Source organism: Thalassobaculum salexigens DSM 19539 (genome assembly GCF_000423805.1).
Taxonomy (GTDB): Bacteria; Pseudomonadota; Alphaproteobacteria; order Thalassobaculales; family Thalassobaculaceae; genus Thalassobaculum; species Thalassobaculum litoreum.
In genome coordinates, this window is record NZ_AUIR01000012.1 from 268848 (window position 1) to 284861 (window position 16014).

Sequence of the window (16014 nt, forward strand, 5' to 3'; positions counted from 1 at the left end):
TCGCGCTTTGGCGAGCATCCGCCCGGCGGCCGCCGGTTGTCCGGTTGTCCGGTTCGGTCCTCGGGCGGAATTCTATTTTGGAGAGAAGTATGCCCCCTTTCGGGAATTGGTCAATCTATCTGTCCATTGATCGTATGTTTTAGGCTGCGGAGCTGAGTGGGGCCGCATCGCGGATCACCGCCGCCAGATCGGCGACGTCCTTTTCGGTCGGGTTCACCAGCGGCGGGCGCACCGATCCGGGATCGCGCCCAACCGCCTTCAGGCCGCCCTTGATCAGCGCGACGGGATAGCCCGGCACCCGGTCGCGGATATCGGCGAACGGATAGAAGAAGCTGTGCAGGATCCGGTCCATGGTGGCGTGGTCGCCGGCCCGCAGCGCGGCGTAGAACGACAGCGCCAGCTCCGGCACGAAGTTGAACACAGCCGAGGAATAGGTGGAGAAGCCGGCCGCGTCATAGGCCGAGGCGAACAGCTCGTGGGTCGGCATACCGCCGACATAGACCAGCCGGTCGCCCAGGGTGGCGCGGATGCGGGTCACCAGATCGATCTCCCCCACCCCGTCCTTGAAGCCGATCAGGTTCGGACAGGCCTCGGCCAGCCGGGCGACGGTCTCGGCCTTCAGCACCGAGCTGGCCCGGTTATAGACCACCACGCCGATGGACACCGCGTCGCAGACCGCCTTCACATGGGCGTACTGGCCCTCCTGGGTGCCGCCCATCAGATAGGTCGGCAGCAACAGCACGCCGTCGGCCCCCGCCGCCTCAGCCGCCTTGGCGTCGGCGATGGCGCGCCGCGTGTTCACCCCACAGCCGGCGACCACCGGGCAGCGCCCCTCGGCCGCGCCCACGGCGGCGGCGATGATCCAGGGGAACTCGTCCTGTCCGAGGGAGAAGTACTCCCCGGTGCCGCCGGCGGCGAACAAGGTCGCGGCGTCGTAGGAGGACAGCCAGGCGACATGCTCGCGATACGGCCCTTCGGCGAATTCCAGATTGGCGTCGAAATGGGTGACCGGGAAGGACAGCAGCCCCGACCCCATCTTGGCTTTCAGTTCCTGTGGCGACATGGGCATGAAGGATTCCCCCTGGGTCGGATGAGTCGGTTGGATCGGACCGGTTGTGGATCAGCGTTTGGCGGGCACGACGCGGCCGGGATCGCCCTGGTATTCGGTGCTGGCGAAGGGACCGCCCTGCACCCCGAGGGCAACCTCGTTGCCGGGCTCGGGCACATCGGAAGCGTCGACCTCCGGGATCCAGACATCTGCCGTGTCCTGCGGCGTAAAGCCCAGGCGCCTGGCGGTGCTGTTGTCCCACCAGGTGCGCGAATTGTCGGAGACGCCGTAGACGATCTCGTGGTGCAACTCGGGGATCTCGAGACCGAGGCGGCACAGGCGGGTCAGGTCGCCGATGCTCACCCAGCAGCCGAGCTGGCGCTGGGTCTCCGGCTTGGCGAAACACCAGCCGATACGCACCGACAGGATGCCGATGCCGTAATTGTCGGCGAAATACTGGGACAGGCCCTCACCGAACACCTTGCTCAGCCCGTAGCGGCAGTCCGGACGCGGCCGCTCGGTGCCGTCGAGCATGTGGCCGCGCGGGTAGAAGCCGACCGCATGGTTCGAGCTGGCGAAGACGATCCGCTTCACCCCGGCCTCGAAGGCGGCCTCGTACAGCCGGTAGGTGCCGTCGATATTGACCCGCAGGATGTCCTCCCAAGGGTTTTCGACCGACAGACCGCCCAGATGGATGATGCCGTCGACACCGTCGACCATGCGGGCGCGGTCGCCGGGATCGCAGATATCGCCGACGACGATCTCCTCGCCGTCGGCGGCCGGACCGAGGTCGGTCAGGTCGGACACCCGCAGGATCGGATAGGCGCCGCTCAACTCGCGGCGCATGCGCTTGCCGATCCCGCCACCGGCGCCGGTCAGAAGCACTCGTTTCATAGCGGACACATCCATATGATTAATATGCCTTATTGATCTAACTACATATGACCAATGCGTCCAGCCGTTTTCCGATTTCAGGGGATCGATTGGTGGCCTTACCCGCCTGGCTACCGAACGGTCCGCACGTATAGAGCGCGTTTGGACACGGCACCGGCCGATTGGCCGCAATCCGCCCACCACCTGCCCAAATATTGGGCGAAGCCGTTGATTTGCAGACTGGAAATGGCGGGAAACCGGGCCTCAGCCCATGGCACGGAACCTGCTTCGCGATCCGACAGCGGAGGGCTTCGGCCGATTCCGGGAGGGATCGCGCGCCCTTCCCAGGCGGGCGGATCGCTGAATACACTGCTGTTCGATGTCGTCCTTTTCGCGATCCGCGCCGTCGACGCCCTGGGAACGGCCCGGGGAACGACCCGGGGAACGGCCGAGGGAGAACCGAGGAGAACTGGTCTGATCATGCGCATCCTCGTCATCAACCCCAACACCACCGCCTCCATGACCGACAAGATCCGGGAGACCGCGGTGGCGGTCGCGGCACCCGGCACGGAGATCGTCGCTCTGAACCCGGCCGACGGACCGGTCAGCATCGAGGGACATTACGACGAGGCGTTCTGCCTGCCGGGCCTGCTGGAGGAAACGCGGAAGGGTGTGGCCGCCGGCGCCGATGCGGTGGTGATCGCCTGTTTCGACGACCCGGGCCTGGAGGCCTGCCGCGAGATTGTCGACGTGCCGGTGGTCGGCATCTGCGAGGCGGCGATGGCGGCCGCCTCCATGGTCGGCCACGGTTTCTCGGTGGTCAGCACCCTGGACCGCGCGATCCCGATCATCGAGGCGCTGGCCCTGAAATACGGCTTCGAGCGCCACTGCCGCCGGGTCCGCGCCGCCTCCATTCCGGTCCTGGCGCTGGAGGAGGAAGGCGGGGCCGCGGCCGCGAAGGTCCGCGAACAGGTGCTCGCCGCCATCGAGGAGGACCGAGCCGAGGCGGTGCTGCTGGGCTGCGCCGGCATGACGGATCTGGCCGACGCGCTGACCCGGGAGACGGGCGTGCCGGTGATCGACGGGGTGGCCGCGGCGGTGAAGTTCGCCGAGGCGCTGGTCGGGCTCGGTCTGAAGACCTGTAAGCGCGGCGCCTATGCCCCGCCCCGGATGAAATCCTATTCCGGCGCCCTCGCCCGCCATGCACCGCAGCCCCCCCTCAAAGCGGCCGAGTAACCGGAACGCTCCCACCCAAAGCCGCCCGTCCGGGCGCGGAGACAGGCATGAAACTGATTGGCGTCGATGTCGGCGGGACGTTCACCGATCTGGTCTATACGGACACCGACAGGGGCGAGACGGTGATCCACAAGACGCCGACCACTTCCGACGACCCGTCGCGCGGCGTGGTCGAGGGCGCGGTGGAGCTCTGCCGGCGGGTCGGTGTCGATCCGGCCAGCATCGATCACCTGATGCACGGCACCACCATCGCGACCAACGCGGTGCTGGAATATGACGGGGTGGAGGCCGGGCTGATCACCACCGAGGGCTACCGCGACATCCTGCATATCGGCCGCCATCAGCGCCCGCAGCACTACTCCATCATGCAGGAGATCCCCTGGCAGGACCGCCCACTGGTCAAGCGCCGCCACCGCAAGACCGTGACCGAGCGCCTGGCGCCGCCGCGCGGCGAGGTGCTGGTGCCGCTGGACGAGGACGCGGTGCGCCGGGCCGCCCGCGAGTTGAGGGAAGCGGGGGTGAAAGCCATCGCCATCGGCTTCCTGTTCTCCTATCTCAACCCGGCGCACGAGGAGCGGGCACGCGAGATCGTCATCGAGGAGCATCCGGACGCCTTCGTGACCACCTCGGCTTCGGTCGCCCCGCAGTTCCGCGAGTTCGAGCGCTTCACCACGGCGGCGATGAACGCCTTCATCGGCCCCAAGGTGCGCGACTATGTCAGCCACCTGGAAAGCGCCATGCGCGACAGCGGGCTCGGCTGCGACCTGCATGTGATGGGCTCGAACGGTGGGGCGGCGACGGCGAAGATGGTGGCGGAGAAGCCGATCCTAACCCTGCTCTCCGGTCCGGCGGCCGGTGTACTCGGCGGCGCATGGAGCGGCACTCTCTCCGGCCACGAATCCCTGATCACCCTGGATATCGGCGGCACCTCGGCGGATATCGGCATTACCGTGGACGGGGCATTCGCCGAGGCGACGGCGCGCGACACCTGGATCGGCGGCTATCCGGTGCTGGCGCCGATGATCGACATCCACACGATCGGGGCCGGCGGCGGCTCGATCGCCCACGTGGACGCCGGTGGGGCCCTTCGGGTCGGTCCGCGCAGCGCCGGCGCCCGGCCCGGTCCCGCCGCCTACGGCCATGGCGGCGACCAGCCCACCGTGACCGACGCCCATGTGGTGCTCGGCCGGCTCGACCCGCAGAACTTCCTGGGCGGCGAGATGTCCCTCGACGTGGACGCCTCCCGGAAGGTCACCTCCGGTTTCGCCGACAAGGTCGGGCTCGGCGTGCATGAGACGGCGGCCGGCATCCTGACCATCGTCAACGCCAACATGGCCAACGCCATCCGCTCCCGCACGGTGCAGAAGGGGCTCGATCCCCGCGATTTCGCCCTGGTGGCCTTCGGCGGCGCCGGGCCGCTGCATGCCGCGGACGTGGCCGACCTGCTCGGCATTCCGACGGTGCTGGTCCCGGCCTGGCCGGGCATCACCTCGGCGGTGGGCCTGCTGACCACGGACCTGAAATACGACGCGGTGAAGACCGAGTTCCAGGTCTCAACCGATATCGACCTCGCCCGCCTGAACGAGGATTTCACGGCGATGGAGGCCGATCTCGGCGCCCAGCTCGCCGCCGACAAGGTCGATCCGGCCGGTGTCACCTACAGGCGCGCCGGCGACCTGCGCTATGTCGGCCAGGGTTATGAGCTGCGGGTCGCCTTCCCTGAGGGTGCGGTCACCGACGCGGTCGTCAAGCAGGTGCTCGACGCCTTCGCCCGCGCCCACGAGGCCGAATACGGCCACGCCTTCCCCGGCAGCCCTGTCGAGATCGTGAATATCCGCGTCACCGCCAATGGCGAGGCCGCCAAGATCGCCCCGCCGAGCTTCACCGGCGGCGACAGCATCGAGGCCGCCACCGTCCACCGGGGCGAAGCCGTCTTTGCGACACCGGACGGGGTGAAGCCCCTCCCCACCGCCTTCCTCGACCGCTTCAAGCTGCCGCTGGACACCGACGTGCCCGGCCCGGCGGTGATCCTGCAGACCGACACGACGACCGTGGTCCCGCCCGGCTGGACCGCCCGCGCCGATGCCGCCGGCAACCTGCTGCTGACCAAGGGAGACGCGTGATGTCCATCCAGAGCAAACCGGGCGTCGATCCGGTCACCGTCGCCGTCGTTCAGGGCGCGCTGGAGAACATCGCGGTGGAAATGGGCTATCGGCTGATGCGGATGTCCTACTCCTCGATCATCCGGGAGTCGGAGGATTTCGGCGCCGGGCTGGTCGACGCGTCGGGCCGCGGCCTCGCCGAAAGCGCCCAGTCCACGCCGCTGCAGTCCGGGCCGATCCCCGGCTACATCCACGGCATCAACAAGATCCTGTCCGAGCGCGGCGAGACCGTGCGGCCGGGCGACGTGATCATGCATAACGACGCGTATTCCGGCGCCAGCCACGGCCCCGACGTCGCCTTCATGGTGCCGATCTTCCACGGCGAGCGGCTGATCGCCTGGGCCGGCACCACCGCCCACCACCTGGATATCGGCGCGCTGACCCCGGGAAGCTGCGGCATCGTCGACGCCATCGACGCCTATGCCGAAGGCCTGCAGTTCAAGGCGATCAAGGTCTACGACCAGGGGGTGAAGGTCGAGCCGGTCTGGCACATCCTGCGCGACAACATCCGCGTCTCCGACATGGTGGTCGGGGACATGGAGGCGCAGATCGCCGCCGCCCGCATCGGCGCCAAGCGCTTCGAGGAGCTGATGGCGCGCTACGGGGTGGAGACCCTGGAGGCCGCCTGCGAGGGCGCCATGGACCACGCCGAGCGGCTGATGCGCGGCGCCATCGCCAAGCTGCCGGACGGCGACTATTCGGCCACCACCTATATCGACGGGTTCCTGGATTCCGACGACCCGAAGAAGAAGGAGCTGCCGATCTGCGTCACCCTGCGGGTGCGCGGCGACGAGATCGAGGTGGATCTGGAGGGCACCGCGGACCAGGTGGACGACGCGCCGATCAACATGCCGCTGGTCGGCACCGCCGACATCGCCATCTGGCTGACCATCCGCTCGGTGCTGCTGGACACCGCCGTTCACGGGCATATTCCGGTCAACGACGGGCTGACCCGGCCGATCAAGATCAAGGCGCCGTATGGGTGCCTCGCCAACCCGATCTTCCCGGCCCCGACCATTGCCCGCTTCTGCCCGGGCAACCAGCTCGCCGACACGGTGATGAAGGCGCTGGCCCAGGCGATGCCGCACAACGTGTCGGCCGGGATCGGCAACCTGAAGGTCATCGCCTTCTCCGGGCTCAACGTCGGCAAACACTGGGTCCATATGGAGATCTTCGAGGGCAGCTATGGCGGCCGCCACGGCAGCGACGGCATGGACGCGGTCGACACGCTCTACGCCAACACCCGCAACAACCCGATCGAGGATATCGAGACCCATCTGCCGCTGCGGGTCTCGCGCTACGAGCTGCGCGAGGATGCGGTCGGCGCCGGCAAATGGCGCGGCGGCCTCGGCTCGGTGCGGGAGTTCGAGTATCTGGCCGATGGCGGCGCGTCAGTCGAGGGCGAGGGCCACGGCTTCGCCCCCTGGGGTTTCGACGGCGGATCGAGCGGCAAGCAGGCGGAGCTGCGGCTGCACACGCCCTCCGGGAACGTGCGCGAGCTACCGTCGAAGGTCCCGCATATGCGCATCGCCAAGGGCGACCGCTTCCGCTGCCTCGGCCCGGCCGGCGGCGGCTACGGCGACCCGATGACCCGCGACCCACAGGCGGTGGCCGAGGACGTGCTCGACGGGTTGATCTCGGTGAAAACGGCGGAAGAGGCTTTCGGCGTGGTTATCGCCGCGGATGGCAACGTGGACGCGGCGGCGACGGCGGCGAAGCGGGGGTAGCCGCCTCTCTCTCCCTTACCGTCATCCCGGCGGCCGCCGGACGTGATCCGGGGGTCGGCCGGAACCTGGCGCACGCGGCTGCTCTGGGTCCCGGCCCAGCTCCGGATCATGTCCGGGCCTGTCCGGGATGACGTAGCTTGGGGTGAGCTAGTTGGGGGTGAAACTCTTCCCTTTCCCGTCATCCTGAACTCGGTTCAGGATCTCCCGCCGCCGGCACTGCCCCGATGCTAGGCCTCGATCGGGCTGACCATGGAGGTCCTGAAGCGAGTTCAGGATAACCCAGGACAAAGGCTGCCCCCCACTCTCCTATTGCCCCCGCCCGTCCAAACTTCTAGTTCAAGGGTCCTCGCGACACCGAGCGCCGAAACGCACATCGACAAGGGAAGCGGCAGATCATGATTCGCCCCCGTTCCATCAGCGGCCTGCGGGAGTTCCTGCCCGCCGAGCAGATCACCTTCAACCGCTGCGTCGAGATCGTGCGCAAGCATTTCGAGCTGGCCGGTGCGGTGCCGCTGAGCACGCCCGCCTTCGAGCTGCGCGAGGTGCTGCTGGCCAAGGAAGGCGGCGACAGCGTCGACCGACAGGTCTATGGCGTGCACCGGCTGGCCGATGGCGGCGAGGACACCGACTTCGCCCTGCGCTTCGATCTGACCGTGCCGATGGCCCGCTTCGTCGCCCAGCATGCGGGCGAGCTCGTCTTCCCGTTCCGCCGCTACCAGATCCAACCCGTGTGGCGCGGCGAGCGGGCGCAGGCCGGGCGCTACCGCGAATTCATCCAGTGCGACATCGACGTGGTCGGCGACCAGACGCTCAGCCTGATCACCGATGCGGAGATCCCGGCGATCATCGACGGCATCTTCAAGGAAATGAATATCGGGCCGTTCCAGATCCGCATGAGCAACCGCAAGCTGCTGGAGGGTTTCCTGTCGGGCACCGGCATCCCGTCGGAGTCGATCTCCGACGCCATGCGGGTGATCGACAAGATCGACAAGGTCGGCCCCGACGAGATCCGCAAGGAACTGGCCGAGACCTACACGCTCGAGGACAGGCAGCTCGACCAGATCATGGCCTACGTCTCCCTGCGCGGCCCGGCCGAGGAGGTGATCGAGAAGCTGCTCGCCCTGGCGCCGGCCGACAGCCTGAACGAGACCTACAAGGGCGGGGTCGAGGAACTCACCACCGTCGCCCGCGCCGCCGCCAGCCTTGGCCTGACCCCGGAGACCTTCATTCTCGATCTCTCCGTCGCCCGCGGCCTCAGCTACTACACCGGCACGGTTTATGAGACGACCCTGGTCGACCACCCGTCCATCGGCAGCATCTGCTCCGGCGGGCGCTACGAGAACCTGGCCGGGCTCTACACCAGCCGCAAGCTGCCGGGCGTGGGGATCTCCATCGGCCTGACCCGTCTGGTCACCCGCCTGATGGAAGCCGGACTGCTGCCGGTGGAGCAGGCGACCACCGCGCCGGTACTGGTCACCGTGCTCGATCAGGGCAAGCTCGACCGCTACCTCACCGTGGCCGGCCTCCTGCGCAAGGCGGGCATCGGCGCGGAGGTGGCGACCGAGCAGCGCAAGGTCGGCCAGCAGTTCAAATACGCCGACCGCAAGGGCTTCAAACTGGCTCTCGTAGCAGGTGAGGACGAATTCGCCGCCGGCACCTGGCAGGTGAAGACCCTGGCTACAGGCGAACAGGTCGTCGTCGAGGAGACCAGGCTGGTGGAGACCCTCAAAGGCATGCTCGCCCCTTAGAGCCAGCCGCGGCTCCGCGTCGGGCCCTCGCCAGTCGACTTCATCGTTTCTTAAGTCACCGCATGCATTTTGCGTTGCAGTGCAACGGTGATGAGTGACTCCCGATGAATGCGATACGCACGATCCTTCTGGTCGCGGCCCTGCTTGGGCTGGGAGCCGGTCCTGCCTCCGCCGAGACCTCGCCGTCCCTGACGGAGAAGGCGGCACTCCAGGCGGCGATGCAGCGTCATATCGACCGTACCCTGGTCGACGGCGCGATCCTCCATCTCGACCGTGCCAGCGGCGAGGTGCAGCGGCTGCACCCGGTTACAGCCCATCCGATGATCCTGATCTACGGCGAGCACTTCGTGCTGTGCTTCGACTTCCGCGACGACGCCGGCAACAACGTTCCGATCGACTACTACATGGCCCGCCAGGGCGGCAGCTACACGGTGTTCCACACCGCCGTGGCCGATCGCGCCCTGCTCCAGGACCTGATGGCCGCCGGGAAGGTTACGAGGTAGCCGTGACCCGAGCTGGCCAGGCAATGCAGGACCGGAATATCCCGTCGCGGCCGCCATGGCCGCAGCGGCTGCATATCCGGTTCCTTGCCATCGTCAGTTTCGCCTTTCTGCTGATCATCGTGCCGTGCGCCTGGCTGATCTTCAGCCTGATGCACCAGGCGGACGACGCCATGCTGACCGCCCGTGTCGGCAACCTGTCCGCCCGGGCCGCCGGCGCGATCGAACGGCACGGCGCCTATGTCGATCCGGCTCTGGCCGGCGACCTGATGGCGCCCCTCGCCGCCGATCGGGCCTTTCTGTGCGCCGAGCTGAGAAACGGGACCTCCGTCGTCGCCGCCCTGCCCGCCAGCCAGGGCTGCGTCGCGGGACAGGAAGGGCACTATTTCGAAATCCCGGTCGACGACAAGGGCACCTGGATCCTGCGCGCCGGCTTCACCGACGCGGAGCTGGTCAAGCTCCGGAACCTGGAGATGCTGCTCGGCCTGGCGGCGATTTCCGTCGCCTTCTTCGCCGTGCTGGTCGCCGGCGGGGTGTCCTACCGCTTCCTCATCTGGCGTCCGCTCAACCGCCTGACAGACGGCATCCTGCACTCGGCCAGATCCGGGTCGCGCAGCGTCATCCCGTGGAACAGCCGCGACGAGATGGGTCTGGTGGTCGGCGCCTATAACAACCTCGTGCTGTCGGAAACCGAACGCGAGCGGCAACTGCAGGACTCCGTCGAGCGGATCCAGGCGTCGGAAAGCGCGCTGGCCACCCTGAACCAGGAACTGGAACAGAGGGTGCAGGAGCGGACCCTGGAACTGGAGATCGCCAAGCGCGAGGCGGACCGCGCCAACGACTCCAAAACCCAGTTCCTGTGGTCCATGAGCCACGAACTCAGAACCCCGCTCAACGCCATCCTCGGCTTCTCCGAGATCATGTCCCGGGAACTCTTCGGCCGGATCACGCCCGTCCGTTACAAGAGTTTCGCCGACGATATCCACTACAGCGGCCAGCACCTGCTCAAGGTGATCAACGACCTGCTGGACATCGCCCGGATCGAGGTCGGCCGCGAGACGCTGGTGGACGAGCCCACCGACATCGCGGCGCTGCTGGCCGAAACCCTGCGGGTCATCGCCCCCCTCGCCCATGACGGCGGCGTGCGGCTCGAGAGCCGGATGGACCGCAACAGCATGACGCTGCGGATCGATCCGGTGAAGATGCGGCAGATCCTGATCAACCTGCTGGGCAACGCGGTGAAACACACGCCGGCCGACGGCACGGTGTCGATCGAGGCCCGCATCGACCCCGACGGGCGCGTCGCCTTCGTCGTCGAAGATACCGGCCCCGGCATCCCCGCCGAGTTCCTGGACCAGGTGATGGAGCCGTTCGGCCGGGCGGAGGGCGTCTCGCCCCATCTGCAGAAGGGGACGGGGCTCGGCCTGCCGCTGGCCCGTAAGATGGCCGAGTTGCATGGCGGCGAGCTTGTTCTGCACAGCGAGGTGGGGGTCGGCACCCGGGTCACCGTCTACCTGCCCGCCAACCGGCATATCACCGACCGGCACATTACCGACCGGCACATCACCGACCGGGACATGGCCGACCTGCCCGTCGGTCGGACCGGTACCGACGCCTGACCGGCCACGCCCCCGTCAGCCTTCCGCGAACCCGACCCAGTCGGCATATGCCTTCAGCCGGTTGGTCAGTGCCGCCGGATTGTCGCGCGGTATCGGATCGATGCGGATGCGCGACAGCCGCTTGGTGGCGAAGTACCAGACCCCGTCTATCCTTCGGTAGGAATCCTCGTAGTGTCCGTAGCCGGTGAAGCCGGTATGGCCCGGCGCCTCGATCGGCTCGCGCCCGTCGAGGAACTGCACGACATCGACCATGGCCCAGACCGCCCGCGCCCGGTCCGGGCCGTCGAAGGCGATCTCCGCCATATGGCAGTGATGCACGGTCAGGGCCTCCTGCAGCCGCCCGCTGGCGCCGGCGACGAACTGGGCGGCGGTGGAGCCGGTGGGCGCCGAGCCGAATCCCTCGAACGTCGCCTCATCGAGGAACAGGCCGCGCAGCCGCGCCCACTGCTTGGTGTCGAGGAACCGGCAGTACTGGGCTTTCAGCGTCTTGATCTTCTCGCGGTCGACCAGGGTCTCTGCGGTGATGTGGTCCTGGGGCATGCGGGCTCTCCCTTCGGCATTTTCGCTATTTTCCTGAGTCCTAGCGCAGGCGCACTCTATGTGGGAACGCATGAAGGGGATCCGCCATGAACGATCTGACCGCACCCGCTCAGCAGACCGACGCCGACTTCTCGAAGGGCGCCGCCTTCTGCAACGGCCGCTATGTGCCCGCCGGCGAGGCGTCGATTTCGATCATGGACTGGGGCTTCGGCAAGTCCGACGTCACCTATGACGTTGTACATGTGTGGGGCGGGGCGTTCTTCCGCCTGGACCACCACCTGGCACGGTTCGAGAGATCCATGGCCGGGCTGCGCATGTCGCTGCCCCATGACCGCGGCGAGATCGCCGAAATCCTGACCCAATGCGTGCGCCTGTCAGGCCTGCGCGAGGCCTATGTGGCGATGATCGCGACGCGGGGTGTTCCCCTGCCCGGCATGCCGCGCCGGCCCAGCGCGATGCAGAACCGCTTCTACGCCTATGCCATCCCGTGGATCGACGTGATCCCGGCCGACGTGCAGGAGCGCGGCGCCCACCTCATTGTCGCCAAAACCCCGCGCATCGCGCCGGAAAGCGTCGACCCCACCATCAAGAACTTCCATTGGGGCGATCTGGTCCGCGCCATGTTCGAGGCCGAGGATGCCGGCGCCGACAACGCCGTTCTGCTCGATTCCGACGGCCTGGTGACCGAGGGCCCGGGCTTCAACGTGTTCATGGTCAAGGCTGGCGCCGTCGTCTCTCCGGACCGCGGCGCGCTGGAGGGGATCACCCGGCAGACGGTGTTCGACCTGTGCGACGACCTCGGCATTCCCTGGGAGATCCGGGCGATCACCGCCGACGAGCTGCGCGAAGCCGACGAGATCTTCACCTCGACCACCGCCGGCGGGGTGATGCCGGCCTCCCGCATCGACGGCACGATCCTGTCCAACGACCGACCCGGCCCTATCTCTGCCCGGCTGAAGGATACCTACTGGCAGTGGCACCGCGAGGGCCGCGACGCAACCCCGGTCGATTACGGCTGACCGCCTGCGTCCCACAAGGACTGGTGAGAACCGGGAGCGCGCCGACAAACGGCTCTGTGCCCTGGCCTGGACCTGCCTGAAATCGTCCCGCCGTTAAGGGATTGCTAATCGAAATGCATCAAAACTCTGTCGAATACTGTTCGATGGAGCTTAATATTGAGCGTTTCCTGGCAGAGCGTGAGACCGAAGCATCAGGTGCTGATCGGCGCGGCGATCGGCTTGATCGCGCTCGTCACCTCCTTCGCCTGGGACAAGTGGAATCTCTATCATGATGAGATGGCCCGGACGCAGGACAGCGCGCGCCGCACCTCGGAGCTGCTGGTCAAGCACACCGAGCGCGTGTTCGACGGCATCGACGCGGCCCTGCGGGAAATCACCAGAATCCGCCAGGAGGCTGAGGCCGGCCAGTTGAGCGCGCAGTCCATCCACCGGATGCTCCTGGCGGTCCATGGCGGCACGCCGGTACTGCGGTCGGTGGGCTGGGTCGACGGCGATGGCACCCGGCTCGCCACGTCGGATTCGGCGAGCCCGAGTCCGCTGAATATCGCCAACACGACCGGCTTCCGTATCCTGCGCAGCGTCAACAATCCCGACGCGCCCCCCTTTATATCCGAACAGTTCTATTCGGCCGTCCTCGATGCCGACATTTTCTTCGCCGGCCGCAGCATGGCCGATCAGAATGGCGCCTTCGCGGGCCTGGTCTACGGAACGGTCGATCCCCTCTACTTCACTCAGGTATTCTCGGCAGCCGATCTGGGTCTCGATGCCGTGGTGACTCTGTCGCGGCTCGACGGCTCGGTGCTTGCCCGGCATCCGGCGGGCCCGGATGACGAGTCGTCACAGCCCGTCTTCAAAGCCGGAGCCATCGAGGCGACCGGCTCAGGCATTCTCGCTTCCGAGCACTTGCAGGGCGATGCCTCCCCGATCGTCGGCTATGCGACGACGGCGGATCGGCGCTTCGTTCTGACCACCTCTGTCCAACGACCGGACGCCCTGGCCGACTTCTACGACGTGGCGGCCGGCGGTCTCTGGCGGCTGCTGCTGGTGATCATTCTGCTCGTGGCGGTCGCCATCGCGCTTTACATCCAGATCGACCGTCGAGAAGCGGTGGCCAATCGGCTGAGATATAGCGAAGCGCGTTTCCGCGATTACGCCGAAGCCTCGAGCGACTGGTTCTGGGAAACCGACGCCGAGCACCGGATGGTGTGGATGTCGCGGGCGGTCGAACATACCTCCCACGCCTCGGCCCAATGGCATATGGGCAAGCGGCGTATCGACATGTGCGCACGGGAGCTCATGTCGGACCCGAACAGCGTCCAGGAGCATCAGAAAACCCTGGAGCAGCATCTGCCGTTCTCCGATTTCGAGTATCCCCGGCGCTCGCCCAGCGGCATCCGCTGGATCCGGACCAGCGGCGTGCCGATCTTCGACGCCGACGGCACCTTTACCGGCTATCGCGGCAGTGCCCGCGACATCACCGACTTCGTCGACGCCAAGGAACGTCTGAGGGATGCCACGGACGCGATCCCCGGCGGCTTCATGCTGTTCAACGAAGCCGATGAACTGATCTACCAGAACGCCCCGTCGCAGCAGCCCACCGGCCACGGCTTCGTTGAACGTCTGGGCGACACTTTCGAGACCATCGTGCGCCGCGTCGTGGAGCGGGGGTTCATCGAGGAGGCGCGCGAGGATCCGGAGGGCTGGATCCGTTGGCGGATGAATCGCCACATGGCGGCGAACTCCACGACCCAGGTCCATATCAACGGCCGTGCCATCGAAATGGTCGAGCGCATGACGTCGGACGGCGGCCGGGTGCTTCTGCGCTTCGACGTGACCGACCGCGAGATGGCCTATGAGGAGATCCGCCAGGCCCGCGACGCCGCCGACGCCGCCAACAAGGCCAAGTCGGACTTCCTGGCGAGCATGAGCCACGAGTTGCGGACGCCGCTGAACGCGATCATCGGCTTCGGCGAGATCCTGCAGCGCGCCAAGGCCCGCGCGCTCTCCAGCGAACAGGTGACCGAATACAGCGGCTACATCGTCTCCAGCGGCCAACTCCTGTTGGGTCTGGTCAACGACGTGCTCGACCTCTCCAGCGTCGAGGCCGGCCGCATGAAGGTGAGCCTGGAGAGCCTCGACGTGCGCCAGATGATCGAGCGCGCCGTGGAGAGCGTCCGGCCCCTGGCCGACCATCGCTCGATCGAGCTGCAGGTGGAGATCCCCCCGCATGTCGGCAACGTGCGGGCCGACAGCCAGCGCTCCGTCCAGGTCCTGCTGAACCTGCTGTCCAACGCCATCAAGTACAACAAACCGAACGGGTTCGTGCAGGTTCATGTGGAGCAGGACGACGACCAGACCACCATCCTGGTCACCGATTCCGGCCCCGGCATCTCCGCCCACAAGGCGGCCCGCCTGTTCGCGCCCTTCGAACGGCTGGGGGCCGAGTTCGGCAATATCGAGGGTACCGGCATCGGCCTCGCGCTCAGCAAGAAACTGGTGACCGCCATGTCCGGCCAGATCGGCTACCTGCCGGCCGAGCCGGCGGGCAGCACGTTCTGGCTGAGTCTGCCGCGCTGCCACGAGATCGAGATCGACGCCGAGCCTGATCCCGCCACCGCCGCTGCTCCCGCCTCCGTTGCCGCCGCTGCACCCGCCCCGGCCCTCGCCGATCCCGACGTTGCCGATGTCGGCGGGTTCACCCTGCTGTGCATCGAGGACAACCCGATCAACATGCGCATCGTCGAGCACGCGGTCAGCACCCTGCCCGACGTCACGTTCGTGCAGGCGGAAACCGGCCTGGAAGGTATCGAGCGCGCCACCAGTCTGCTGCCCGACGTGATCGTGCTCGACCTGAATCTGCCGGATCTGCACGGCCACGAGGTGCACTCCCGTCTCCTGGCCAATCCGGATACCCGGGACATCCCGGTCATCGCCCTGACCGCCGCGGCGATGCCGCAGGAGGTCACCAAGGGGATGGCCAAGGGCTTCTTCAGTTATCTGACCAAGCCGATGGACTTCGACGCGTTTCGGAGCACCGTGACGGCTGCGCTATCGGCCGGCGATCAGGTCCCGGAACCGGTTCAGGCGGAGCGGAGCGGAACGGACCCGGTGCGCGATCAGGCGAGCGTCAGCCCGCAGATCGACCGCGCCCGCCTGTCCACCCTGCGCACCCTGACCCCGCGCGACACCTTCATCGACCTGGTCCGCGAGGCCTGCGCCGAGATCGATCAACGCACCGAGGAATTCCTCAAGGCCGCCGCCGAGCAGGATCTGTCGGTCCTTGTCCAGAACCTGCACACGCTCCGCGGCCTGTGCCTGAATATCGGCGCGTCGGACCTCGGCGGCCTCGCCGGAACGCTGGAGGAACAGGCCCGCGCCGGCGACCGGGCGGCTCTGGAACAGGCCGCGGCGGAGTTCAGGGCGGCCGGTGCCGAGACGGTGGCCAGCCTCACGCGCTACCTGGACACCCTGCCGCCGAAGGCCGTCAGCGCCGCCTGACCGGCGTTACGGCGCTGGGCGCGCCTGCCACGTATCCGATGCCG

At 67.3% G+C, this 16014-nt stretch carries 11 protein-coding genes; 8 read left to right on the top strand and 3 right to left on the bottom strand.

Features of this window, described 5'->3' with window-relative positions:
* Positions 1-139 precede the first annotated feature (139 nt).
* Together kdgD and G578_RS0101240 are read right to left on the bottom strand one after the other, a co-directional pair.
* A complete protein-coding gene (kdgD, locus tag G578_RS0101235; RefSeq protein ID WP_342664888.1) occupies positions 140-1069 on the bottom strand; it encodes a 5-dehydro-4-deoxyglucarate dehydratase in 930 nt (309 codons plus the stop codon).
* Positions 1070-1120: 51 nt separating this feature from the next.
* On the bottom strand, positions 1121-1942 hold the full coding sequence (locus G578_RS0101240) for an NAD-dependent epimerase/dehydratase family protein (RefSeq protein WP_028792711.1): 822 nt from the start codon (positions 1940-1942) through the stop codon (positions 1121-1123).
* A gap of 459 nt (positions 1943-2401) precedes the next feature.
* Between G578_RS0101240 and G578_RS0101245 the strand changes: the two genes are divergently transcribed.
* From G578_RS0101245 to G578_RS28030, 6 genes are all read left to right on the top strand, one after another.
* On the top strand, positions 2402-3157 hold the full coding sequence (locus tag G578_RS0101245; protein ID WP_028792712.1) for an aspartate/glutamate racemase family protein: 756 nt from the start codon (positions 2402-2404) through the stop codon (positions 3155-3157).
* Between the two features lie 47 nt (positions 3158-3204).
* A complete protein-coding gene (locus G578_RS0101250) occupies positions 3205-5280 on the top strand; it encodes a hydantoinase/oxoprolinase family protein (protein ID WP_028792713.1) in 2076 nt (691 codons plus the stop codon).
* A complete protein-coding gene (locus G578_RS24100; protein WP_038012993.1) occupies positions 5280-7046 on the top strand; it encodes a hydantoinase B/oxoprolinase family protein in 1767 nt (588 codons plus the stop codon). The genes G578_RS0101250 and G578_RS24100 overlap by 1 nt, the downstream gene beginning before the upstream one ends.
* Before the next feature lie 395 nt (positions 7047-7441).
* Complete coding sequence (gene hisS / locus G578_RS24105; RefSeq protein ID WP_038012995.1) at positions 7442-8794, top strand: histidine--tRNA ligase; 1353 nt, start codon at positions 7442-7444, stop codon at positions 8792-8794.
* A gap of 104 nt (positions 8795-8898) precedes the next feature.
* Entirely contained in the window at positions 8899-9297 is a 399-nt protein-coding gene (locus G578_RS0101265) for a hypothetical protein (protein ID WP_028792714.1), read from the top strand.
* A 2-nt stretch (positions 9298-9299) separates the two neighbouring features.
* On the top strand, positions 9300-10913 hold the full coding sequence (locus tag G578_RS28030; protein ID WP_156907159.1) for a sensor histidine kinase: 1614 nt from the start codon (positions 9300-9302) through the stop codon (positions 10911-10913).
* Positions 10914-10928: 15 nt separating this feature from the next.
* Here G578_RS28030 and G578_RS24115 read toward each other — a convergent pair whose 3' ends face one another.
* Entirely contained in the window at positions 10929-11453 is a 525-nt protein-coding gene (locus G578_RS24115) for a nuclear transport factor 2 family protein (RefSeq protein ID WP_051243510.1), read from the bottom strand.
* A gap of 86 nt (positions 11454-11539) precedes the next feature.
* On the opposite strand from G578_RS24115, the gene G578_RS0101280 reads away from it, so the two are divergent.
* Positions 11540-12472: an aminotransferase class IV gene (locus G578_RS0101280; RefSeq protein WP_051243513.1), complete on the top strand. Its 933-nt coding sequence runs from the start codon at positions 11540-11542 to the stop codon at positions 12470-12472.
* A gap of 156 nt (positions 12473-12628) precedes the next feature.
* Positions 12629-15970, top strand: a complete 3342-nt coding sequence (locus G578_RS28035) for an ATP-binding protein (RefSeq protein ID WP_156907160.1) — start codon at positions 12629-12631, stop codon at positions 15968-15970.
* Positions 15971-16014 lie beyond the last annotated feature (44 nt).

What these genes read in the sequence shown, in the direction of transcription:
- kdgD (WP_342664888.1), bottom strand. Translation starts at nt 1,069, where the DNA reads ATGCCCATGTCGCCACAGGAACTGAAAGCCAAGATGGGGTCGGGGCTG.
- hisS (WP_038012995.1), top strand. Translation starts at nt 7,442, where the DNA reads ATGATTCGCCCCCGTTCCATCAGCGGCCTGCGGGAGTTCCTGCCCGCC.
- G578_RS0101245 (WP_028792712.1), top strand. Translation starts at nt 2,402, where the DNA reads ATGCGCATCCTCGTCATCAACCCCAACACCACCGCCTCCATGACCGAC.
- G578_RS0101240 (WP_028792711.1), bottom strand. Translation starts at nt 1,942, where the DNA reads ATGAAACGAGTGCTTCTGACCGGCGCCGGTGGCGGGATCGGCAAGCGC.
- G578_RS0101265 (WP_028792714.1), top strand. Translation starts at nt 8,899, where the DNA reads ATGAATGCGATACGCACGATCCTTCTGGTCGCGGCCCTGCTTGGGCTG.
- G578_RS0101250 (WP_028792713.1), top strand. Translation starts at nt 3,205, where the DNA reads ATGAAACTGATTGGCGTCGATGTCGGCGGGACGTTCACCGATCTGGTC.
- G578_RS24115 (WP_051243510.1), bottom strand. Translation starts at nt 11,453, where the DNA reads ATGCCCCAGGACCACATCACCGCAGAGACCCTGGTCGACCGCGAGAAG.
- G578_RS24100 (WP_038012993.1), top strand. Translation starts at nt 5,280, where the DNA reads ATGTCCATCCAGAGCAAACCGGGCGTCGATCCGGTCACCGTCGCCGTC.
- G578_RS0101280 (WP_051243513.1), top strand. Translation starts at nt 11,540, where the DNA reads ATGAACGATCTGACCGCACCCGCTCAGCAGACCGACGCCGACTTCTCG.